General features: G+C 67.7%; 15 protein-coding genes and 1 riboswitch. Of the genes, 10 read left to right on the top strand and 5 right to left on the bottom strand.

What is annotated here, in order from left to right:
- Window positions 1-51 precede the first annotated feature (51 nt).
- From KF907_RS06670 to KF907_RS06650, 5 genes are all read left to right on the top strand, one after another.
- Window positions 52-984: a DUF3617 domain-containing protein gene (locus KF907_RS06670; RefSeq protein ID WP_291219206.1), complete on the top strand. Its 933-nt coding sequence runs from the start codon at window positions 52-54 to the stop codon at window positions 982-984.
- The gene (locus KF907_RS06665; RefSeq protein ID WP_291219205.1) at window positions 953-1,804 is read left to right on the top strand and encodes a D-alanyl-D-alanine carboxypeptidase family protein; all 852 of its coding nucleotides are present in this window, start codon (window positions 953-955) and stop codon (window positions 1,802-1,804) included. The genes KF907_RS06670 and KF907_RS06665 overlap by 32 nt, the downstream gene beginning before the upstream one ends.
- Window positions 1,785-3,200 (top strand): tetratricopeptide repeat protein, encoded by a 1,416-nt coding sequence (locus KF907_RS06660; protein ID WP_291219203.1) that lies wholly within the window; start codon window positions 1,785-1,787, stop codon window positions 3,198-3,200. The genes KF907_RS06665 and KF907_RS06660 overlap by 20 nt, the downstream gene beginning before the upstream one ends.
- A 465-nt stretch (window positions 3,201-3,665) precedes the next feature.
- On the top strand, window positions 3,666-5,027 hold the full coding sequence (locus KF907_RS06655; protein ID WP_291219202.1) for a hypothetical protein: 1,362 nt from the start codon (window positions 3,666-3,668) through the stop codon (window positions 5,025-5,027).
- Window positions 5,028-5,248: 221 nt separating this feature from the next.
- Entirely contained in the window at window positions 5,249-7,318 is a 2,070-nt protein-coding gene (locus KF907_RS06650; protein WP_291219200.1) for a sodium-translocating pyrophosphatase, read from the top strand.
- Between the two features lie 261 nt (window positions 7,319-7,579).
- On the opposite strand, the gene KF907_RS06645 is transcribed toward KF907_RS06650, so the two are convergent.
- Window positions 7,580-10,384, bottom strand: a complete 2,805-nt coding sequence (locus KF907_RS06645) for a serine/threonine-protein kinase (RefSeq protein ID WP_291219198.1) — start codon at window positions 10,382-10,384, stop codon at window positions 7,580-7,582.
- A complete protein-coding gene (locus KF907_RS06640) occupies window positions 10,381-10,956 on the bottom strand; it encodes an ECF-type sigma factor (protein ID WP_291219197.1) in 576 nt (191 codons plus the stop codon). Before KF907_RS06640 ends, KF907_RS06645 begins: the two co-directional genes overlap by 4 nt.
- Window positions 10,957-11,126: 170 nt before the next feature.
- On the opposite strand from KF907_RS06640, the gene KF907_RS06635 reads away from it, so the two are divergent.
- The 3 genes from KF907_RS06635 to KF907_RS06625 all read left to right on the top strand — a co-directional run bounded on the left by KF907_RS06635 (window position 11,127) and on the right by KF907_RS06625 (window position 15,362).
- Complete coding sequence (locus KF907_RS06635; protein WP_291219195.1) at window positions 11,127-12,587, top strand: choice-of-anchor Q domain-containing protein; 1,461 nt, start codon at window positions 11,127-11,129, stop codon at window positions 12,585-12,587.
- A gap of 261 nt (window positions 12,588-12,848) precedes the next feature.
- The gene (gene ppa, locus KF907_RS06630) at window positions 12,849-13,388 is read left to right on the top strand and encodes an inorganic diphosphatase (protein ID WP_291219193.1); all 540 of its coding nucleotides are present in this window, start codon (window positions 12,849-12,851) and stop codon (window positions 13,386-13,388) included.
- 273 nt (window positions 13,389-13,661) lie between these two features.
- Window positions 13,662-15,362 (top strand): tetratricopeptide repeat protein, encoded by a 1,701-nt coding sequence (locus KF907_RS06625; RefSeq protein ID WP_291219191.1) that lies wholly within the window; start codon window positions 13,662-13,664, stop codon window positions 15,360-15,362.
- A gap of 289 nt (window positions 15,363-15,651) precedes the next feature.
- On the opposite strand, the gene KF907_RS06620 is transcribed toward KF907_RS06625, so the two are convergent.
- The 3 genes from KF907_RS06620 to thiC all read right to left on the bottom strand — a co-directional run bounded on the left by KF907_RS06620 (window position 15,652) and on the right by thiC (window position 19,055).
- Entirely contained in the window at window positions 15,652-15,927 is a 276-nt protein-coding gene (locus tag KF907_RS06620; protein ID WP_291219189.1) for a GNAT family N-acetyltransferase, read from the bottom strand.
- A 14-nt stretch (window positions 15,928-15,941) separates the two neighbouring features.
- Window positions 15,942-16,958 carry a DUF2333 family protein gene (locus tag KF907_RS06615; protein ID WP_291219188.1) on the bottom strand — a complete coding sequence of 339 codons (1,017 nt, stop codon included), beginning with the start codon at window positions 16,956-16,958 and terminating at the stop codon, window positions 15,942-15,944.
- Between the two features lie 216 nt (window positions 16,959-17,174).
- Window positions 17,175-19,055, bottom strand: coding sequence for a phosphomethylpyrimidine synthase ThiC (thiC, locus tag KF907_RS06610; protein ID WP_291219187.1), 1,881 nt, complete (start codon window positions 19,053-19,055; stop codon window positions 17,175-17,177).
- A 54-nt stretch (window positions 19,056-19,109) separates the two neighbouring features.
- A riboswitch (TPP riboswitch) is annotated at window positions 19,110-19,206 on the bottom strand.
- An 85-nt stretch (window positions 19,207-19,291) separates the two neighbouring features.
- Here thiC and KF907_RS06605 point away from each other — a divergent pair.
- Both KF907_RS06605 and pepQ read left to right on the top strand, forming a co-directional pair.
- Window positions 19,292-20,686, top strand: coding sequence for a serine hydrolase domain-containing protein (locus KF907_RS06605; protein ID WP_291219186.1), 1,395 nt, complete (start codon window positions 19,292-19,294; stop codon window positions 20,684-20,686).
- Window positions 20,687-20,960: 274 nt separating this feature from the next.
- A complete protein-coding gene (gene pepQ / locus KF907_RS06600) occupies window positions 20,961-22,307 on the top strand; it encodes a Xaa-Pro dipeptidase (protein ID WP_291220263.1) in 1,347 nt (448 codons plus the stop codon).
- Window positions 22,308-22,320: the final 13 nt, after the last annotated feature.

The raw sequence follows: 22,320 nt of genomic DNA, 5'->3' as shown, positions 1-22,320 counted from the left end.
GCAACGGGTGCCGCGCCCGCGCCCGACATCCCCTGCCCGGAGCCACTACCGATGACCGACCTCCACAGCCGCCGCGGCCTGATCGCGGCCCTCTGCCTCGTGCTTGCCGCCAGTGTCGGCGCCGCCGAACAAAGCGGTGACCGATACCGCGTCAAGACCACCATCGACATGAAGGGCATGCCATTCCAGATGCCGGCGCAGACCAGCGAGGTGTGCACCTCCAGGCAGGGCGGCAGCAGCTCGATGATCCCGCACGACGACAACTGCCGCATCACCGGCTTTGCGCGCAACGGCAACCGCAACACGTTCCGCATGGAATGCACCGGCAAGGATGCGATGAGTGGCGAAGGCGAGACCGAGCAACTCGGCCCCGATGCCTACCGCGGCAGCATCCGCGCATCCACGCGCGTGGAAGGCCAGCCGATGGAGATGACGATCCGCTTCGAGGGCACGCGCATCGGCGGCTGCGACTACGCCAGCGAATCGCCCGAGGCGATCGGCAACGCCATGCTCGCGCAGACCTGCGAATCGCAGATCGACTCGGCTCTGTCCTGGCAGATGTTCGTTGGCACCGAGGCCACGTGCGCGGCGTTCAAGCAGAAATTCTGCGCAAATATCGTGCGTCAGGCCGATGCGCTGGTCGACCCGGCGAAGTTCCCCAAGCAGGAAATCGGCTTCCCGTGGGAAGGCTACGAAGCCTGCGGACGGCCACGCGCGACGATCCTCGCCAAGGCCTGCAACGCGGCCAAGGCCAGCGGCAATCTCGACTTCATCGGCGCAAGATGCCCGGAACTGGTGGCGCCGGCCTGCGCGGCGGCCGATGCGCGCACGCAGCCCGGTTTCGTTGCCCGCCACTGCCCTGACCAGGCGCGTGCACTGGCCGCCCAACAGTGTGCCGGCCGCGGCTACACGGCGATGCGTGCTTCGCCGTACCGCGACTTCTGCACACGCCATGCGAGCCAACGCCTCGGCGAACGCAACTGATGACATCGTGGTCATGACAGCGGCACCGTTCGCGCTGCTCGCCGCAGGCCTTGCGCTTGCGGCGGGCGCACCGGCGCCGCTGCCCGATCCCTATCCCGACATCGCGCGTGCCTACTACGTCGAGATCGACGGTGTGCCGCGCTGGGGCGGACGTGCCGACGACGCCTTGCCGATCGCCAGCCTGACCAAGCTGATGACCGCCGTGCTGGTGGCCGAATCAGGCCGGGCCGACGACGAAATCACGATCACGCAAACAGCCGCGGCCGAAACCGGCACGCGGCTCGGCTTGCAAGCCGGCGACCGCGCACGCCGCGGCGACCTGCTTGCGGCGATGCTGGTGCGCTCGGCCAACGACGCCTGCCGCGCACTCGCCGATGCAATCGGTGGCGACGAGGCGCGCTTCGTCGCACGCATGAACGCACGCGCGGCGGAACTTGGCCTGACGCGCACACGCTTTGCCAATGCCTGCGGCCACGATCACGACGACAACCACGCCAGTGCACGCGACCTCGCCACGCTGACACGCACCGCACTCTCGATCGAGACTATCGCCACCGACGTCGCCCGCGAATCCTTCACCTTCAGCACGCAACGCGGTCGGCGCCATGTGATGCGCAACACCAACGCCCTGCTCGGCACACTCGCTGGTGTGCGTGGCGTCAAGACCGGCTGGACGCCACGAGCAGCACGCTGCCTCATCGTCTACGCCGAGCGTGACGGCCGCCGCGTGCTCGCCGTGCTGCTGGCCGCACCCGACCGCTGGTGGGACAGCGCGGGACTGATCGAGCGAGCCTTCGACGATGGCGACCCCGCTCGCTGAGTCCGCACCACGACGCCGCGATGGCGTGGCCATGCTCGCGGTCGCGGCCTGCCTGGCGGCACTCGTCGGCGCCGCGCACGCGCCGGCGCTGTCAGCCGCATTCCAGTTCGATGACTACGCGGTCATCGTCGACAATCCCGCCGTCCGGTCGCTGGTCGCGTGGTGGGCGTCGATGCCGGGCATCCGCCCGCTGTTGAAGCTCTCGTATGCCCTCAACCATGTGGCATGGCCAGGCCCGCTTGGCTTCCATGCGGTCAACCTCGGCATCCACCTCCTCAACAGCCTGCTCGCGTGGCGCCTCGCCGAGCATTGGCTGCCGCGACTCGGGCTGCATGCACCGAATGCGGCGGCGCTGGCCGCCCTGCTGTTCGCCCTGCACCCGGCCACCACCGAGGCCGTCGCCTACGCAAGCGGACGTTCGATCTCGCTGGCGGCGACCTTCATGCTCGCCGCCTGGCTGGCCGATGCGCGTTTCGACACTACGCGGCAACGCTGGTCGATCGCCTCGCCGCTGCTGTTCGCGCTGGCGCTCGGCGTGCGCGAGACCAGCCTGGTCGTGCCGCTCGCCTTTGTGCTGCTCGCGATCTGTGCGCCATCCGGCGAAACCCGCGACGCGCTCGTGCGCCGTCATGCCGGTCATGTCCTCGTGGTGCTGACTGCACTCGGTGCGTTCCTCGCCTTGCCCGGCTACCAGCACTTCTTCGAAGTCAGCCTCGGCACGCGCGGCCTCGCCACCCAGATCGCGCTGCAACTCGAAGCCCAGGCCTATCTGTTCGTGCATCCGCTGCTCGGCTTGCGCACCAACATCGATCCGCCGGTGCAGGCGGTCGGGGCGGTCGCTTCGCCGATCGTCGTCGCCGTGCTGCTGGCCACACTCGCACTCGCGGCCTTGCGTCTGCGTCGACACTGGCCGTGGTTCGCCTTCGCGATCGGCTGGTATTTCCTGATGCTGGCGCCTTCGAACTCACTGCTGCCGCGCCTCGACGCCGCCAATGACCGCCATCTCTACCTGGCCCTGCTCGGCCCGGCCTGGCTGCTGGTCGGCCTGCTGTCGACATGGCGCCGACCGCAACCCGCGCATGCGCTCACCGCCCTCCTCCTTGGCGTGCTCGGCATCGCCACCTGGCTGCGCACGTTCGACTACCGCAGCGAGATCGCCCTGTGGACGGCCAGCCTCGTCACCGCCCCGGCCAACGCGCGTGCCTGGACCAACCTCGGCTACGCCTGGCAACAAGCCGGCGACAACACCCGCGCACGCGATGCCTGGCTCTGTGCCCTCGCCTTCGATCCGCGTGCCGAACAAGCGATCCTCAACCTCGACTCCTTCGGCGGCTACCCGAGCCACGTGCCGCGCGACCTGCGCGCCTGCAACGCAGCGGGCTTCGACGGGCCTTGAAGAAGGTTCATCGCGCCTTTCCGGGGAAGGCGCGATGAACCGAAACATAGGGAGAAAAAGAGAGAAAAACCGATGCGCGCGAGCGCGCGGAGTGAATGCCTTGCATGGCGCCTTCCCTTGGATAGCGATGGACGATCCCGTCACACCCCGGAGCCCCTGTTCCCCGGAGTCCTGTTTCATTCCCGTGCCGTGGATCGGCGCCCTGGAATGTCGTGCCGCAGAACCTCTTGCAACGCGAGGGCGCGAACCTGCGCCGCTTGGCGGATGCTTGCAACAGGGCGACGCCGATCGCGAGTCCAGGGACCATCGAAGCCGGGAGCAGGGCGGGAAAGCCGGAAAGCGGCAGCCGCTACCTTGCGGAGGTCGTGACATCTTCGCTGAAAGGACCAAGGCATCCCTCAACCTGCGATGCGGCTACCATCCGGCGCGATGACGTCGAATACTCAATTGCCGTCCGCGCCACGCATGTCTCCGCCGCAAAGGCACGACTGGCTCGTCGCCGGTGCTGCCATGCTTGGCTTCGCCATCGCCCTGCTGCTCGTCCACCCGGGCCAGTATCCGTTCGATGCGGCGACGCAACTCTGGCAGGCGCGCACCGGGCAGTTCTGGAACACGACGCCAGTGGCGATGCCGCTCATCTGGTCGCTGCTGCTTTCCCTCGGCGGTGATGCGGCGAGCCTGCTCGTGCTGAACCTCGCGTTGTTCTGGTGCGGGCTCGGCCTGTGTGCCGCGGTGCTACGCGGGCCGGCGGGATGGCGCGCGCTGGCGATGCTTGCGATCGGCCTGCAGCCGCTGACCCTCCTGCAGCTCGGTCACCTGCTGTCCGACGCGCATCTCGCCGCCGTGCTCACCTGCGCCTGCGGACTGGTCGCGCATGCCGCGACCCGCGGTCGACGCTGGAGTGCCTGGTGCGCGGCGATCCTGATCGTGTATGCCGGATGCATCCGCCACAACGCGATCCTGGCGACCTTGCCGCTGATGCCGGCGCTGGCCGTGGTGCTGGCGCCGAGGCGTGCGCGCGCGGCCTTCGTCACTGCGCTGCTCGCGCTCACGTTCGCGACCTCGTTCGCGCTCGATCGCGCCTTCGTCAGCCAGCGCCACACGGTGTGGCCGTCGATCGCCCTGTGGGATCTGGCCGCGCTCTCGGTCGCGAGCGGCGAACTGCTGCTGCCGCCCTTCAGCCATGGGCCCGGACTCGATGTCGCCGAGCTCGTCGACACCGGCGCCTTTGATCCGACCAGCAATACCTTCCTGTTCGCGCGTTCGCGCTCGGGCATGAAGAGCGGGCTACAGAAAGGAAGCGAGTACGCGCCAGGGCAACTGGCGGCGATCCGTGCAGCCTGGTCCAGGGCCGTGCTGCGACACCCGCTCGCCTACGCACGACACCGTCTGCGCACGTTCGCCCTGATGGCGGGCATCGAGGTCGACGGGCGTCGCGGCATTCCGTATTTCATCGAATACCACGCCTGGGCCGACAATCCGCCGGTGGCCGCGCCGCTCGCTGCGGCCATGCATGCGCGCCTGCTCGACGTCGGCGCGCAGCTGCGTGGGGGTGGCTTTTGGTCGAGCGCGTGGCCTGCGCTGGCGCTGGCCGGCCTCGCCCTGATCGTCTCCTGGCGACGGCGGACCCGGTTCATGGCGCATCTGGCCGGCCTGTTTGCGGGAAGCCTGCTGCTGCATGCGGCCGGCTTCGCCTTGATCGCGCCTGGCGCGGAGACGCGCTATCTGACCTGGCCGATCGTGTTCGCGCCAATGGCCCTGCTGCTCGCCCTGGGCGCCGGCACAACAGCCGACGCCACGTCCGGGAACCGCGCCGCGGCGACCTGACGCAGTCGGTTATTGCAACGCACCATCCGGTCGCAGCCGTGGATGGCTATACTCGACCAGCTTTGGGGAACCCCTGATCAAGCCTTTCGCTGCCCACGCCGCTCGCACAGGGCTTGGATTCATGGGAGCGGCTTCGGTCGTGATCAGAAGTATCAGGGTTTCTCCGGCTCGCAATCCCAACCGCCTTCGGATTCTCTAGCCTGTTCTTCGGGGAGGAATAGATGTTGCAGCAACACGGTTTGCTCATTTCGCTGATCTGCGCGGCCCTGGCGATCCTGTATGGCATCTGGTCGATCCGCTGGATCATGGCCAAGTCGGCCGGCAACGAGCGCATGCAGGAGATCGCCTCGGCGATCCAGGTCGGCGCCAAGGCCTATCTGAATCGCCAGTACACGACGATCGGCATCGTCGGTGCGGTCCTGTTCGTGGTCATGGGCTTCGGCCTCGACTGGAGCACGGCGGTCGGCTTCGCGGTCGGCGCGGCACTGTCCGGCCTGGCCGGCTACATCGGCATGAACGTCTCGGTGCGTGCCAACGTGCGCACGGCGGAGGCGGCGCGCAGCGGCCTCGGCGCGGCACTCGCGGTCGCCTTCCGCGGCGGCGCGATCACCGGCATGCTCGTGGTCGGCCTCGGCCTGCTCGGCGTGGCCGGCTACTACGTCGCGCTCGCCCGCCTCGGCCACACGCCGGACCAGGCCCTGCACGCGCTGGTCGGCCTCGCCTTCGGCTCCTCGCTGATCTCGATCTTCGCGCGCCTCGGCGGCGGCATCTTCACCAAGGGTGCCGACGTCGGCGCGGACCTGGTCGGCAAGGTCGAGGCGGGCATTCCCGAGGACGATCCGCGCAATCCGGCGGTGATCGCCGACAACGTCGGCGACAACGTCGGCGACTGCGCCGGCATGGCGGCCGACCTGTTCGAGACCTACGCGGTCACCCTGATTGCGACGATGCTGCTCGGCGGCGTGATGTTTGCCGGCAATGCCAACGCCGTGCTCTACCCGATCCTGCTCGGCGGCGTGTCGATCGTCGCCTCGATCATCGGCACGTTCTTCGTCACCACCAAGCCGGGCGCGAAAATCATGAACGCGCTGTACAAGGGCGTGATCGTCTCGGCCCTGCTCTCGGCGGTGGCGTTCTGGTTCGTCACCCGCGAACTGTTCCCGGGCGGGCTCGAAGTCGCCGCGGGCAGCGTGATCCCGTCCATCAACCTGTTCTGGTGCGGCCTGATCGGCCTGCTGCTGACCGGCGCGATGGTCGTCATCACCGAGTACTACACGGCCACCGAGTACAAGCCGGTGCGCCATGTCGCCCAAGCCTCAACCACTGGCCATGCGACCAACATCATCGCCGGCATCGGCGTGTCGATGAAGTCGACGGCCTGGCCGGTGATCGCAGTGTGCATCGCGATCTGGGCGGCCTACCACTTCGGCGGCCTCTACGGCATCGCCGTCGCCGCGACCGCGATGCTGTCGATGACCGGCATGATCGTCGCCCTCGACGCCTACGGCCCGATCACCGACAACGCCGGCGGCATCGCCGAGATGGCCGAGCTGCCGAGCGAGGTGCGTGCCGTGACCGATCCGCTCGACGCCGTCGGCAACACCACCAAGGCGGTCACCAAGGGCTATGCGATCGGTTCGGCCGGCCTTGCCGCATTGGTCCTGTTCGCCGACTACACGCACAAGCTTGCCGTCGAGCACCCGAACCAGATCTACACCTTCGACATCTCCAACCACTACGTGATCATCGGCCTTCTGATCGGCGGCCTGATCCCGTACCTGTTCGGAGCGATGGCGATGGAGGCGGTCGGCCGTGCAGCCGGCTCGGTGGTCGAGGAAGTGCGCCGCCAGTTCCGCGAGATCAAGGGCATCATGGAAGGCAAGGCCAAGCCCGACTACTCGCGCGCGGTCGACCTGCTGACGCGCTCGGCGATCCGCGAAATGATGCTGCCCTCGCTGCTGCCCGTGCTGGTACCGGTCGTCATCGGTTTCGGCATCGGCTTCGTCGCCGGCCCGCTCGCCGGCGCGCAGGCGCTCGGCGGCATGCTGATCGGCACCATCGTCACCGGCCTGTTCGTGGCGATCTCGATGACCACCGGCGGCGGTGCCTGGGACAATGCCAAGAAGTACATCGAAGATGGCAACTTCGGCGGCAAGGGCTCCGACGCGCACAAGGCAGCCGTCACCGGCGACACCGTCGGCGATCCGTACAAGGACACTGCCGGTCCGGCGGTGAATCCACTGATCAAGATCATCAACATCGTTGCCCTGCTGCTCGTGCCCTTGCTGTAGGCAGCGCCGTGCACGTCTTCGCAACATGGCCGAAGACGAACCCGCACGGCACCGGCTCCCCCTCTCCCGCTTGCGGGAGAGGGATGGGGTGAGGGCAAGCTGCTCGTACCGCTGCTCTGATCGAAAGTCCGCGTCGAAACGAAGGCCCCGCGAAAGCGGGGCCTTTTTCGTGGCGCTGCCAGCGGCCGGCACGCGCTCCGCGCCACCATGGGGATGGCGCGACTGCGCGCGGATCGACAACGCGTACCGCGCGAGGCGGACTCAGCCCGGATCTGCCGCCCTGCGCCGTTCCGACAAGGTGGTCTTCACGTCGAGTTTCGCGGCGAGGGTTTCGAACTGCACGCACGGCGGCGAGTCGAGCATGAACTTCGTGTAGACGTTGGTGTGCACGCGTTCGATCAGGACCCGCGCCTCATCGCGCTGACCGGCACGCAGCAGCACGTCGGCGAGGTCGAGGCGCAGTTCGGTCACCGGGTTCGACTCGGCGCCCAGACCCTTCTCGACCACGGCGAGCGCGCGGCGCAGATCGGATTCGGCAGAGGCAAGGTCGCCGCGATCGCGCGCAACGAGGGCCTTTGCGCGCAATACCGCGCCGGCGCGCACATGCTCGGGACCGAAGTTCTCCTCGAGGTTGCGTTCGGCCTGGGCGATCCACTGCTCCGCCGTTTCGAGCTGACCATTGCGACGGTGCCATTCGGCGAGGTGGATGAGGCGGCGCAGACGATCGACTCGCCGCTCGACCGAGCCATCGTCGACGATCTCGGGCTCGAGCAACGGCAGCGCCTCCTTGTAGCGCCCCGAGAACAGCAACACACGCGCCAGGTTCTGCCGGTAGATGTCGGGGCGCGAACTCGATGGATCGTTCTCGGCCAGCGCCAGGCGCAACGCCTCGCGCAGCAAGGGTTCGGCGGTGGCGTAGTCGCCGACGTGCTCGGCGACCGAGCCGAGGTTGTTCAACGCGACCATGTACGACGGTGTGGTCGTTTCGCCACGCGCACGCATCGCCGTGACGTTCTCGCTCAGCAACTGCGCGGCCTCAAGCGGCCGGCCGAGGTTGCGCACGATCGCCGCGAGCTGGTTGCGCTGGGTGATGAGCCAGTCGCTGCCGGGATCGAGGTGCTTGCCGCGCTCCTCGAGCTGGGCGCGCATGAGCGCTTCCGCTTCGGCCAGTTCGCCGTGTTCGGCCAGTGCGGCGGCGAGGTATTCGCGTGCCAGGGACAATGTGTTGCCGGGATCGGGCGCGCCTTCGAGCATGGTGACGTTGGCACGCGAGATCGAGATCGCGCGTTCGGCCTCGCCGTTGCGCAGATAGCCTTCGCTGAGGGCGTTGCCGGCTTCGCCGAGCAGGTTCGCGGAACGTTCGCCGGCGGTACGCGCGAACGCGGTCGCGCGTTCGGCATCGGCAATGCCGGCAACCACCTGGCCGACGCGGCTGCGCACGAGTGAGCGCGTGGTCAGCAATTCGGCCATGGTGGCGGGATCGGCCCCGGGATCGCCTTCGAGCAGGGCGATGCCTTCGTCGAGCACGGCGGAGGCCTGCGCATAACGAGCACTGGCATTGAGCAGAGCACCCTGCACCTGCAGATAGCGCGCGAGCCAGCGCGCGTCATCGAGGGTGCGTTGCAGCGCGATCGCCTCGGCGATGGCGGTGAGGCCCTTCTCGTTCTGGCCGAGCCTGCCGTAGATCTCGGCGAGCGCCGCGGTCAGGCGTGCCTTCGGCTGCGCCTCCTCGGCGAGCCGGGCGTCGAGGTTCTGCATGCCGGTGTCGACGAGTTCCAGGGCGGTGATCGGGCGCAGGCCAACCTTCTCCGGCGAAGCCGCGTCGAACAGGCCGATCATCGTCTCGACGACGCGCCCGGCGGTCAGCGACTCGCGTTGCGCGCGTTCTTCGGCGCGGCGTGCGCGTTCGTTTTCGACCGACAGCTTCCACACGAAAGCGAATGCAAGCAGCACCAGCAACACGCTGGCCGCGGTAGCCCAGCGATGCCGGCCGACGAACTTGGCGATGCGGTAGCCGACGCTGTCCGGCGCGGCCTGGATCGGGCGTCCGCGCAGGTAGCGTTCGATGTCGTTGGCAAGCGCCTCGGCCGAAGCATAGCGGCGATCCGGGTCCGCATGCGCGGCCTTGCCGACGATGATGTCGAGGTCACGGTCGCCGCCGCGCTCACCGGTGTCGTTGCGGCGCGTGCTCGGCGGTGGCAGGCGGCCTTCGGCATCCGGCGCGGGTACCTCATCGGTCAACAACTGGAACATCAGCGCACCGAGGCCGTAGATGTCGGTGGCCGTGCTGACGCGCTTGCCGGCGCGCTGCTCGGGGCTGGCATAGGCGGGCGTGAACCACGGCATGCCGGTCTGCGTCTGCTGTGGACCTGAGCTTTCGGCATCTAGCAGCTTGGCGATGCCGAAATCGAGCAGCACCGGCGCGCCGTCGGCGCGCACGAGCACGTTGGCAGGCTTGAGGTCACGGTGGATGACCAGACGCTGGTGCGCGTAGTGCACGGCCCGGCAGACCTGTTGCAGCAGGCGCAGGCGACGCACGCGCGGCAGGCGCTGCGCGCGCGCATAGTCGGTGATGCTGGCGCCCTCGATGTACTCCATCACCAGGTAGGGCTGGCCCGAGTCGTTGGTGCCGCCGTCGAGCAGGCGCGCGATGTTCGGATGGGCAAGGTCGGCGAGGATCTGGCGCTCGCGGCGCAGGCGCTGACTGGCGTCGCGCGTGGCGATGCCGCGGATCAGCTTGATCGCGACGAGGCGATCGAATTCGGCATCGACACGCTCGGCGAGGAACACCGTACCCATGCCGCCGCTGCCGATCTCCTCGCGCAGGCGGTACGGGCCGAGACGCGTGCCCGCAACCGCATCGCCAGCGGACATTCCTTCGGCAGCATCGGCGAGGCGCGCGGTCAATACACTATCGCCTTGGTCATGCGCGACCAGGGCCAGCGCCTCGGCACGCAGCGCGGCATCAGCTTCATGATCGGCCAGCCAGGCCTCGCGTTCGCCGGATGGCATTGCCACCAGCATCTCGAACAACTCCTGCAGGCGTCGCCAGCGCGCGTCGCTCATGCCTGCAACTGCTCGCGCAACCAGGCCTTGGCGAAGCGCAGGTCGCGGTCGACGGTCGGCACCGACACGCCAACGACTGCCGCGATCTCCTCGCGCTTCAGGCCCAGCAGGTAGTGGAACTCGACGATCTCGCCCTTGCGCGCGTCGAGCTCACGCAGACGCTGCAGGGCTTCGGCGAGCGCGTCGACCTCGTTGCCTGCGCCGATCACCTCGTCGGCGGCCGACAGGGTCACGTGCACCTGGCCACCGCCGCGCTTTTCCGCGCCGCGCGCACGCGCGCTGTCGATGAGGATGTTGCGCAGCGCCGCTCCGACCACGCCATAGAAATGACGGCGGTCGCGCCAGGCGATGCCGGCCTCGAGCAGACGCACGAAGGTCTCATGGGCGAGTTCCGTGGCCTGGAGGGTCGCACCGGCGGCGTTGCGGCGCAGATGCTTGCCGGCCATTGCGCGCACCTGCGCGTAGACGATCTCGGTCAGCCGCTCGGCCGCGGCCGCATCGCCACTGCCCCAGGCATGCAGGAGCACGGTGACGTCCTGGCAGGTGACGCTCTCGGGCGGCGCGGAATCCATGACGATCGGACATTGGCGGGGGTGCACGCAGTCAATCGCAAGCGCGCCGGCCCGGCAAGCCCCCAATGTCATCCCCGCGCCGACCGACCGGTGATAGCAATCATCACCGCGCCGCGTCGTGAAGGATGCCGCGGCGATGACGCCGCCGGCTTCCACTGCCGGAGCCCGCAATGAACCGCATCATCCCCATCTGCCTTGCCGTCCTCTCCAGCCTGGCCGTACCGGCACGGGCCGCCACCTTCAACGTTACTTCGTTGGCCGACAGCGGCGCGGGCAGTCTGCGCGCGGCCATCGAACAGGCCAATGGCGCGGCAGGAGCGCCACATGTCGTCGCCTTCCAGCCGGGCCTGACCGGTACGATCGCACTGGCCAGCGAGCTCCGCATCACCAACAGCATGACGATCGCCGGGCCCGGCGCATACCTGCTCACCCTGGACGGCGGCAACGCGACCCGTCTGCTGCGCGTCGAGCGCACCGGCGGCAGCCCGCGCATCGTCGTCATCAGCGGGCTCACGCTCGCGCGCGGCCGCGCCGAGAGCGGTGCAGCGATCCTGGGCTACGACGACGACCTGAGCGTCATCGCCACGATCTTCAGCGACAATGAAGCGACCTACCGTGGCGGCGCGATCCACTTCTCGGAAGCCGACCTCGATCTCGATTCGGTGATCCTCACCAACAATCGCGCGCCGTCGACCGGCCAGGGCGCGGGCGGAGCGATCCAGTTCAGTGCCGGCACGCTGACGATCGCGCGCAGCTACCTCGCCGGCAACAGCGCAAACTTCGGTGGCGCCGTGCGCATTTCCTCGCCGCGTGCACGCGCGCTCATCACCGACACCTTGTTCCAGGACAACACGGCCGCGCATACCGGTGGCGCCATCGATGCCGGCACGATGAGCGCATTCCGCGTCTCCGGCAGTGCCTTCGTCGGCAATTCGACCGGCGAACCCTACGGCGGCGCCATCAACTACGCCGGCTCGAACGACGCCTCCGCCGATGGCTCGATCATCGAGAACACGACGTTCTCGGCCAACGTGACACGCCATCCGGCCGGTGTCGCCAGCGCGCTGGCGATCAGCGGCGGCCACACGATCCTGCGCAATTCGACATTCGCGGCAAATCGCGTCGCACCGCTCTCGGCGAACCCGGCACCAAGGAACGGCGCGCTGTGGGTGGCATCGACCGGCACCACGGTCGACATCGTCTCGACGCTGTTCGACGACAACACCAGCGGCACGGCGGCGACGCCGAACGATCTCGCCCACGAATCGAGTTCACCGAGCAATCCGAGCATCGTCAACGCCAGCGATTCGCTGTTCCGCACGATGCCGGGCGCAGTCGAGATCAACGGCACGAACCAGCGCAACCAGTTCGCCACCGTCGCGCAACTGAAACCGCTGACCACCACCGACGGCGGTGGCTTCGTGCCGGTGCATCCGCTCGCACGCACCAGCCCGGCGATCGACCGCGGCGCCAACCCCGGCACTCTCGCCTGGGACCAGCGCGGTACCGGATTCGCGCGTGCCTGGAGCGACCCCGCCTATCGCAACGATCCGGTCAATTCGAAGGCCGACATCGGCGCCTACGAATTTCGTGGTGACGCGTTCTTCCACGGCGACTTCGAGCAGCGTTGAGCAGGCCGGGCGTACGGAGGTTCTGATCAATCCCAATACGGCGTCACCGTCCTGTGCGGGCGCAGCTCGGCGTTGCGTCGGCTCGACAGAAGGCCGGTCTGGCTTCGCCGTCCCGCCTTGATCTGCGCCCGCACAGGACGGCTCCGATCTTTCGACTCCCAATCACGGGAGATGTCGCTGCTGCAATGCAACAAATCCTGCCGTATCATGGTGGCCCTTGTTTGATACGCCCCGCCCAGGCGGGGCTCCAGTGGAGCAGCCATGGCTTTCGATCGCATCCCCACCGGCCGGGACGTGCCGAACGAGATCAACGTCATCATCGAGATCCCGAAGGATGCCGAGCCGGTCAAGTACGAGGTCGACAAGGCCAGCGGCGCGATCTTCGTCGACCGCGTGCTGTCGACGCCGATGCGCTACCCGTGCAACTACGGCTACGTGCCGGAGACGCTCGGCGGCGACGGCGATCCGCTCGACGTGCTGGTCATCCTGCCGCTGCCGCTGGTGCCGGGCGCGGCGATCCGCTGCACGCCGGTCGGCGTGCTGCGCATGACCGATGAGGCCGGCAGCGACGAGAAGCTCGTCGCCGTGCCGATCCCGAAGGTGTTCGACGGCTACGGCCACATCACCGACATCAGCCAGGTGTCGCGCCACTGGCTCGAGCGCATCGGCCATTTCTTCGAGCACTACAAGGACCTCGAGAAAGGCAAGTGGGTGCGCGTCGATGGTTGGGCCAGTGCAGACGAAGCGAAGGCGGAGATCCTCGCCGGCGTCGAGCGCTATCGCACCACCCGCAACGCGTGACGGGACGCCCTGGCCCATCCGATCGCGGCTGATGGCGTTCCGACGCAAGCCGGATTCCGGATGAGGCCACCGAGCGCGGTGCCGGCCACTTTCCCGTTGCCCATTCCCGTTGCTCCGCTCCCGGCTGCCACGGGAACGGCTTCGGCCACGCAGAGGTCGGGCTCGGCCCGGCCATGGCCGGGCACGGAACCGGCACGCACCACTCACCGACGACTTGCACCGTCCCCTGCACGAGCGTATGACGCCTGTTCGGAAACGCGCAGGAGCACCCCCGTGCAACGTGCCCTCATCCTCGCCCTGCTGCTCGCTGGTGTCGTCGCCGGCATCCTCTATTCGCGCCGCACCAATGATGTCCCGGCGCCGGCCGGACCGGCGCCTGCCGACACGCCACGCGAACTGGTTGGCGCCACCCTGCTCGACGGCCTCGGCGGACACCGCTTTGCCGTCACCAGCAGCCACTCCGACGTGCAGCGCTGGTTCGACCAGGGTCTCATGTTGACCTATGGCTTCAACCACGACGCCGCCGAACGCTCGTTCCTGAAGGCCGTCGAGCTCGATCCGGCTTGCACGATGTGCTGGTGGGGTGCGGCGCTCGTGCTCGGGCCACATGTCAACGCCGGCATGGACCCGGCGAGCAACGGCAAGGCCTGGCAGCGCCTGCAGAAGGCCCGAGCGCTCGCCGCACAGGCCAGCGAACGTGAGCGCGGCTACATCCGCGCGCTCGAAGCACGCTATGCCGAAAACCCGCCCGAGGACCGGCGCGCGCTCGACGAGGCCTATGCCGCGGCGATGGGCGAACTGGCCGCGCGCACGCCCGACGACCTCGACGCAGCCACCCTTTACGCCGAGTCGCTGATGAACCTGCAACCCTGGGACTACTACGACGCCGATTTCAAACCCAAGGGCCACACCGCCACGATCGTCGCCGCGCTCGAATCGGTGATCGCGCGCAAGCCGGATCATGCCGGTGCCCTGCATCTGTACGTGCACGCGGTCGAAGCCTCCGACCAGCCACAGCGCGGCGTCGAAGCGGCCGACCGCCTGCGCACGCTGGTTCCGGGCTCAGGACATCTCGTGCACATGCCCGCCCACATCTATGCGCGCGTCGGCCGCTGGCACGACGCGGTCATCGCAAACCAACGCGCGATCGAGGCCGATGATGCCTACCTCGCTGCCTGTCGCGGCAATGCCAGCGGCGTCTATCCGCTCGGCTACGTGCCGCACAACCCGCATTTCCTGTGGTTCGCCGCAAGCATGGCAGGGGCCAGCGAAATCGCCCGCCAGGCAGCCGCGCTGACCGCCGAACGGACCGACTTGCCGGAACTGATGCGGGAACCGGGCTACGACGCCATGCAGCATTACTGGATGACGCCGTGGTTCGACCGCGTGCGCTTCGGCCGCTGGGACGAGATCGCCGCGCTGCCGAATCCGGCGCCGGACCTCGCCTACGTCAGCGCGATCTGGCGCTATGCGCAGGGCATGGCCGCCGTACGCCAGCAGCGGCTCGACGATGCGAAAGCGCATCTCGACGCACTGGCGCCGCTGGCCGCCGATCCGGAGATGGAAAAGAAGCTGATGTGGGAACGCTATCCGCTGTCGTATGCGGCGCGCATTGCCGAGCGCACCCTGCATGCCGAACTCGCCTTGGCGCGGAGAGACTCCGCAGCGGCAATCGCGGCGCTGCGCGAGGCGGTCGAACTCGAGGACCGCATCCCCTACGACGAACCACCGGGCTGGCATGCACCGACCCGCCATTCGCTCGGCGTCGCGCTGCTGACCAGCGGTCAGGCCGGCGCGGCCGAAGCCGTCTACCGTGACGAACTGCGCCGCAACCCGGCCAACGGCTGGTCGCTGCATGGCCTTGCGCAAAGCCTCGAAGCGCAGAACCGCCATGCCGAGGCGCTGCAGGTGCGCAAGGACTACGACGATGCATGGCGCCACGCCGATGTGGCGCTTTCGGCGTCGACGTTCTGAGGCGGGACATGGGCTGGCCGGGAAGCGCGGCGTGCATGCAAGAGCGTTGCAGGAAACGTCTACGGGCGTGAGCTTCCCGTATGAACCGCCCCGTAGGAAACGGCTTCAGCCGTGATGCTTCCCGTATGAACCACCCCGTAGGAAACGGCTTCAGCGGTGATGCTTCCCGTATGAACCGCCCCGTAGGAAACGGCTTCAGCCGTGATGCTTCCCGTATGAACCACCCCGTAGGGCGATTCCGACCAGGGTTTCCTGCGACGGCACCGGGGGATTCATCCTCGCCCACCCATCACGCCAACAGATCGGCGTATTCCGCATGGCGTTCGATGAAACTGCTCACATAGGAACATGCCGGCACGACCTTCCAGCCCTCCGCACGCACCGCTGCGAGTGCCGCACGCGTGAGATCGGCGGCGATGCCGCGCCCACCGACCGCTTCCGGCACGCGCGTATGCGTTATCGTCATGGTCTTGCCCGACAGCGCATAGTCGATTGCGCAACGATGCCCGTCGACGCTGGCGACGAACGCCTGTGCGGCGCGGTCGTGGTTCACTTCGATGCTCATGTCGCTCACTCCGTTCAACCGCGGCGCAGCAGTTCGCGCAGTTCGATGACCGCCGCGTTCGCACGCGACACGTAGTTCGCCAGCACCAGCGAATGGTTGGCGAAGAAACCGAAAGGCGAGCCGTTCAGCACGATCGGGCTGCCGAGTGAGGTCTGCGCCTCCTCCAGCTCGCGGATCACCTGGTCGAGGCTGACCGCCGCCGCCTTGTTCACCAGCACCGGCGCGAAGTCGATGCGGATCGCCTCGAGGTGCTGGCGCAACGCCCAGGTGTAGCCGCGTGCCTCGTAGAAGTTGTCGTCGATCTTCAGCCACGGCGTCCTGACCATGCGCGGGCTCTCGCCGGGTTTGGACTGCTGCGCGGTCGGGTCATTGGCGAGGTCGGTGTCGACGCGCACCTGGCCGACGCTGGCCGACAGCCGCTGCGACAGCGAGCCGAGCCGCGTCGAGACGACCTGCAGGTAGTCGGCGAGATTGTCGGCGCGCGCGTAGAACTGCGCATCAAGCGGATCACTGTCGGCAAGCCGCTGCGCATAGGCGTCGATGCGCGCGATCGCCTTGCGGTATTGACTCTCCGAACTCGGCAACAACCAGCGGTCGTTCGGCGAACTGAACAGCGGGTCGGCCTCCATCAGATCCTTGTCCTCGACCGATTGCGTCTGCGAGCGGCTGAACTCGTTGCGCAGCGCCCGTGTCAGGTCGCGGGTCGCGGTCAACACGCCGAATTCCCAGTTCGGCAGGTTGTCCATCAGCACGCCCGGCGGGAAGCGGTCGTTGCTGAGATAGCCGCCACGCTTGTCGAGCATGTGTCCGGCCGAAACGGCCAACGCGGCAGCCGTGGCCGAGCCGACCACGACCTGCTGGTTGCGCGCCGCCGCACGTTCCTGCGCCGCGCGCGCCACATCGAAATGATCCGGCTCGGTATCCCACCACCACATCAACGCGAGCACGGCGAGCACGTAAACGCCGAGCAGGCCGAGGATCAGGACCACGCGCGGACGCGGCTTGCGGGCGGAGGCGACGGCAGCGTTCATGGCAGGCATCCAAAGGGGCGGCCAGGGAATCTCTGGTCGACTGCTAGCTTCGTCGATCCCGCGACGCCATGCAAAGCCGCAGCGCCCGGAATGCGTGCCGTACGCGCGTCAGTGCCGCCTCGCGCCCTGCAACGGCGCCGGATCCGCCGAAGACCCGCCCGCTTGCGGCCCGTGGCGCGATCGCGCGTGACCGGGGATGCTCTGACCAGGGATGCACTAGCCTGCCCGATACACCTCGCCACCCTGCGCGCGGAATTCCCTGGCCTTCTCCGCCATGCCGGCATCGAGAGCCTGCGTCTCGCCGAGCCCGTGTTCCTTCGCATAGTCACGCACGTCCTGGGTGATCTTCATCGAGCAGAATTTCGGGCCGCACATCGAGCAGAAATGGGCGGTCTTGTGGGCGTCCTTGGGCAGGGTTTCGTCGTGGAACTCCCTGGCCTTCTCGGGATCGAGGCCGAGGTTGAACTGGTCCTGCCAGCGGAACTCGAAGCGCGCCTTGCTGAGCGCGTTGTCACGTGCCTGCGCGCCGGGATGACCCTTGCCGAGGTCGGCGGCGTGGGCGGCGAGCTTGTAGGTGATGATGCCGTCGCGCACGTCCTGCTTGTCGGGCAGCCCCAGGTGCTCCTTCGGCGTGACGTAGCAGAGCATGGCCGTGCCATACCAGCCGATCATGGCCGCGCCGATCGCGCTGGTGATGTGGTCGTAGCCGGGCGCAATGTCGGTGGTCAGCGGCCCGAGTGTGTAGAACGGCGCCTCGTGGCACTTCTCCAGTTGCCGCTCCATGTTCTCCCTGATGAGGTGCATCGGCACGTGACCGGGGCCTTCGATCATGACCTGCACGTCGTGCTTCCACGCCGTCCGGGTCAGCTCGCCGAGCGTGTCGAGCTCGGCGAACTGCGCCTCGTCGTTGGCGTCGGCGATCGAACCGGGGCGCAGGCCGTCGCCGAGCGAGAAGGCGACGTCATAGGCCTTCATGATCTCGCAGATCTCCTCGAAGCGTTCATACAGGAACGACTCGCGGTGATGGGCGAGGCACCACTTGGCCATGATCGAGCCGCCGCGGCTGACGATGCCGGTGACACGCTTCGCGGTCAGCGGGATGAACGGCAAACGCACGCCGGCGTGGATGGTGAAATAGTCCACGCCCTGCTCGGCCTGCTCGATCAGGGTGTCGCGGAACAGTTCCCAGGTGAGATCCTCGGCGACACCGCCGACCTTTTCCAGCGCCTGGTAGATCGGCACCGTGCCGATCGGCACCGGTGCGTTGCGGATGATCCACTCGCGCGTCTCGTGGATGTGCTTGCCGGTGGAGAGATCCATGACCGTGTCGGCGCCCCACCGGATCGCCCACACCATCTTCTCGACCTCCTCGGCAATCGAACTCGTCACTGCGGAATTGCCGATGTTGGCGTTGATCTTCACGAGGAAGTTGCGGCCGATGATCATCGGCTCGCTTTCCGGGTGATTGATGTTGTTCGGAATGATCGCGCGACCGCGTGCGATCTCGTCGCGCACGAACTCAGGCGTGATGAGCTTCGGAATCGCCGCGCCGAATGATTGCCCGGCGTGCTGCCTGAGCAGGTGCAGCTCGCGGATCGCGTCGAGCTTCTGGTTCTCGCGGATCGCCACGTATTCCATTTCCGGGGTGACGATGCCCTTGCGCGCATAGTGCATCTGGCTGACGTTCGCGCCGGCGCGGGCGATGCGCGGCTTCGGCACGTTCGGGAAACGCACTGCATCGAGTTGCGCCGCAGTGGCGTGGCGGCGCGTGAATGGCGAGGAGAAATCGGCGAGGCGCTGCGTGTCACCGCGCTCGTCGATCCAGCGTGCGCGCAGGGCGGGCAGGCCGGCGGCCAGGTCGACGCGATGGGCCGGATCGGTATACGGCCCCGAAGTGTCGTAGACGGTGAACGGTGCATTCTTCTCGGCGCCGAACACGCTGGGCGTGTCCTCGAGCACGATCTCGCGCATCGGCACGCGGATGTCGGCCCGCGAACCCTCGACGTGGACCTTGCGTGAGCCTGGGATCGGCGCGGTGACGGTCGCGGAGAGCGTTTCGGCTTCGCGCAGCAACGGCGAGTTCGGAATGGCATTCATCGGCTTCGATCCTCGTGGACGGATGGAACGAAGCGGGCGCGGCACAGTCACCTCGACCTGTGCAACGAAGCTCCCTACGCCGGTACTGGCCGGATCAGGTTCAAAGGGACTCTCTCAGCCGGTCATCCGACCGGCACCCCCGCTTGCGTGGGCGCATTCAACCACGTTGGCGGGCTGCAACCAAATCCGCCTGCATGGCATCCCCTGCGGAAACTCTCTGACTCAGGAGCATCCCGATGCTGCGCATTCTCGCCATTGCCCTGCTCACGCTCGCCGGCACCACCGGCCTCGCCGCGACACCGCTGCCGGACACGCCGGCCGGGAAGGCCGCCGGCGAATGGATCGCAGCGGTCAATTCCGGCGATCGCGCGCTCTTGCAGGCGTTCAGGGAGCGCTATGAACGCAAGGCACCGATCGAGGGCCTGCTCGAACTGCGCGAGAACACCGGCGGCTTCGACGTCGTACGCATCGAGCGCAGCGAACCGCAATCGATCAGCCTGCTCGTAGCCGAGCGCGAGGGCGATGGCCTTGCACGCCTCGATGCCAGCCTCGAACCCGGCAAGCCGGCCAGCCTGAAACTCGGCGTCGAACTGATCGATCGCCCGGCCGACCTGGCCATCCCGCGTCTCGATGCCGAGGGCGCGGCCAGGGCGCTCGACATGCGCATCGATGCACTCGCCGCGGCCGACCGCTTCAGTGGTCGCGTGCTCGTCGTGCGCGACGGCGAAACCGCTTTCGAACGCAACGTCGGCCTCGCCGATCGCGCAGCCGGCACGCCGGTGGTCGCGGACACCCGGTTCCGCATCGGCTCGATGAACAAGATGTTCACCGCGGTGGCGATCCTGCAGTTCGTCGATGCCGGCAAGCTCAACCTGGACACTCGTGTCGGCGAAGTGCTGACCGACTACCCGAACCGCGATGTCGCCGACAAGGTACGCATCCGCCACCTGCTCACCCATACAGGTGGCACCGGTGACATCTTCGGCCCCGAGTTCGACGACCACCGCCTCGAGCTGAAGACCCATGCCGATTACCTGCGCCTGTACGGCAAGCGTGGGCTCGATTTCGATCCGGGCTCGCAACAACGCTATTCGAACTACGGCTTCGTCCTGCTCGGCGCGGTCATCGAGAAGCTGTCGGGCACCAGTTACTACGAACACGTGAAGGCGAAAGTGTTCATCCCCGCCGGCATGCGCGACACCGCCTCACCGACCGAAACCGAAGTCGAGCCGCGTCGCGCCAAGGGCTACATGCGCCAAGGCGAAGCCTGGGTGTCGAACGCCGATACCCTGCCCTGGCGCGGTACGGCTGCCGGCGGCGGCCTGTCGACGAGCGGCGACCTCGCGCGCTTCGCCGCCGCACTCATGGACGGCCGCCTGCTGTCGAAGCGCCTGTTCGAACAGGCGACGATGGCGCAGGCACCGGAAGGCGGCTACGGCTTCGGTTTCGGCGTTGCCGGCAACGGACCGCTGCGCCGCTTCGGCCACGGCGGTGGCGCGCCGGGCATGAACGGCGAACTGATCGTCGTCCCAAGAGCCGGCACGATCATCGTCGCGTTGTCGAACCTCGACCCGCCGGTGGCCAGCCAACTCGCCAGCTACTACGCCAACCGCATGCCGATCGAGCGTTGAGTCGGCGCGCAGTGGTGACTGCACACGACGTTTCCCGTCCGCCACCAAGGTGGTTCCGATCAATCCCACAACGGCGCCACCGTCCCGTGCGAGCGCAGATCATGGCCGAGGGCGAAGGCAGGCTGGCCGTCCGTCGAGCTGCGCAACGCCGCGCCGCGCTCGGCAGCAACGGCGGCGATGGCTCGAGCCCGGGATTGTTGCGGAGGATGCGCCCATGCGCATCGCCTTGCCGATGCCAGCGCGGCACAATATCGGCCTGCCGCGAGGAATCCCGATGGACACCCAGCACCCTGACCTGCATCCGCTGTACGCCGACCACCTCGCCACGCTGGAGCGGCGCAGCGAGGCCGCGCTCGAGCGCGGCGGCTTCGATCATCTCGTCGTGCCGAGCGGCCAACTGCACTACCAGTTCCTCGACGACCGCGACTATCCGTTCTGCGTCAACCCGCATTTCAAACACTGGCTGCCGGTGACCAAGGCGCCGGGCTCGTGGCTGGTGTACACGCCGGGCCAGCGCCCCAGACTCATCTACCTGCAGCCGCACGACTACTGGCATGTGGTGCCCGAGGCACCCGCCGGCTACTGGGTCGAGCATTTCGACATCACGCTGATCCGCACGGCCGAGGAGGCGCGTGCACACCTGCCGAAGAACCTGGTGCACTGCGCGGTCATCGGTGAGGCCAATGCCGCGGTCGACGACTTCGTGCCGAACAATCCGCAGGCCGTCATCGACTACCTTCACTACCAGCGGGCCTGCAAGACGCCATACGAACTGGCGATGCTGCGCGTGGCGAACCGCATCGCCGTGCGCGGCCACCGCGCCGCCGAAGCCGCGTTCCGGGCCGGCGAATCGGAGTTCGGCATCCACGTCGCCTATGTGCAGGCGACCCGCCAGACCGACAACGAGCTGCCGTACACGAACATCATTGGCCTCAACGAGCACGCCGCGGTGTTGCACTACATGCACCTCGACCACGCTCCGCCGGCACGACCGCTGTCGTTCCTGATCGACGCCGGCGCCTCGTTCCACGGCTATGCCGCCGACATCACGCGCACCTACGCACACGACCGCAACGACGAGTTCCAGGTTCTCGTCGAAGCGGTCGACGCCGCCCAGCGGAACTTGTGCGCGAGGGTGCGCGCGGGCCAGGACTACCGTGACCTGCACGTGCAGGCGCATCTCGCCCTCGCCGGCATCCTGCGCGACAACGGATTCATCCGCCTGTCGCCGGAGGCGGCAGTCGAAACCGGGATCTCGTCGGTGTTTTTCCCGCACGGCCTTGGTCACGGCATCGGCTTGCAAGTGCACGACGTCGCCGGCTTCGCCGCCGACGATCGCGGTGGCACGATCGCCAGACCTGACGGACATCCCTACCTGCGCCTCACGCGCAGGCTCGAGCCGGGCATGGTGGTGACGATCGAACCTGGCCTGTACTTCATCGACATGCTGCTGGCGACGCTGAAGGACAAGCCGGCCGCGCGCGACATCGACTGGGTCAAGGTCGACAGGTTCCGCCGCTACGGCGGTATCCGCATCGAGGACGACGTCGCCTGCACCGATGGCGAACCGGAAAACCTGACGCGCGGAGCGTTCGCTGCGCCGTCACCGCAATTGGCCTGAACCCTTTGTTGGG

The sequence above is a fragment of the Dokdonella sp. genome (genome assembly GCF_019634775.1).
Classification (GTDB): Bacteria; Pseudomonadota; Gammaproteobacteria; order Xanthomonadales; family Rhodanobacteraceae; genus Dokdonella.
This window is presented reverse-complemented; position numbering and strand designations above follow the sequence as displayed.

Excerpts from the sequence above, each read along its gene's own strand:
- KF907_RS06670 (WP_291219206.1), top strand. The coding sequence starts at position 52 with ATGACCGACCTCCACAGCCGCCGCGGCCTGATCGCGGCCCTCTGCCTC.
- ppa (WP_291219193.1), top strand. The coding sequence starts at position 12,849 with ATGGCTTTCGATCGCATCCCCACCGGCCGGGACGTGCCGAACGAGATC.
- KF907_RS06605 (WP_291219186.1), top strand. The coding sequence starts at position 19,292 with ATGCTGCGCATTCTCGCCATTGCCCTGCTCACGCTCGCCGGCACCACC.
- KF907_RS06650 (WP_291219200.1), top strand. The coding sequence starts at position 5,249 with ATGTTGCAGCAACACGGTTTGCTCATTTCGCTGATCTGCGCGGCCCTG.
- KF907_RS06615 (WP_291219188.1), bottom strand. The coding sequence starts at position 16,958 with ATGAACGCTGCCGTCGCCTCCGCCCGCAAGCCGCGTCCGCGCGTGGTC.
- KF907_RS06640 (WP_291219197.1), bottom strand. The coding sequence starts at position 10,956 with ATGGATTCCGCGCCGCCCGAGAGCGTCACCTGCCAGGACGTCACCGTG.
- pepQ (WP_291220263.1), top strand. The coding sequence starts at position 20,961 with ATGGACACCCAGCACCCTGACCTGCATCCGCTGTACGCCGACCACCTC.
- KF907_RS06665 (WP_291219205.1), top strand. The coding sequence starts at position 953 with ATGCGAGCCAACGCCTCGGCGAACGCAACTGATGACATCGTGGTCATG.
- KF907_RS06645 (WP_291219198.1), bottom strand. The coding sequence starts at position 10,384 with ATGAGCGACGCGCGCTGGCGACGCCTGCAGGAGTTGTTCGAGATGCTG.
- KF907_RS06655 (WP_291219202.1), top strand. The coding sequence starts at position 3,666 with ATGTCTCCGCCGCAAAGGCACGACTGGCTCGTCGCCGGTGCTGCCATG.
- thiC (WP_291219187.1), bottom strand. The coding sequence starts at position 19,055 with ATGAATGCCATTCCGAACTCGCCGTTGCTGCGCGAAGCCGAAACGCTC.
- KF907_RS06620 (WP_291219189.1), bottom strand. The coding sequence starts at position 15,927 with ATGAGCATCGAAGTGAACCACGACCGCGCCGCACAGGCGTTCGTCGCC.
- KF907_RS06635 (WP_291219195.1), top strand. The coding sequence starts at position 11,127 with ATGAACCGCATCATCCCCATCTGCCTTGCCGTCCTCTCCAGCCTGGCC.
- KF907_RS06660 (WP_291219203.1), top strand. The coding sequence starts at position 1,785 with ATGGCGACCCCGCTCGCTGAGTCCGCACCACGACGCCGCGATGGCGTG.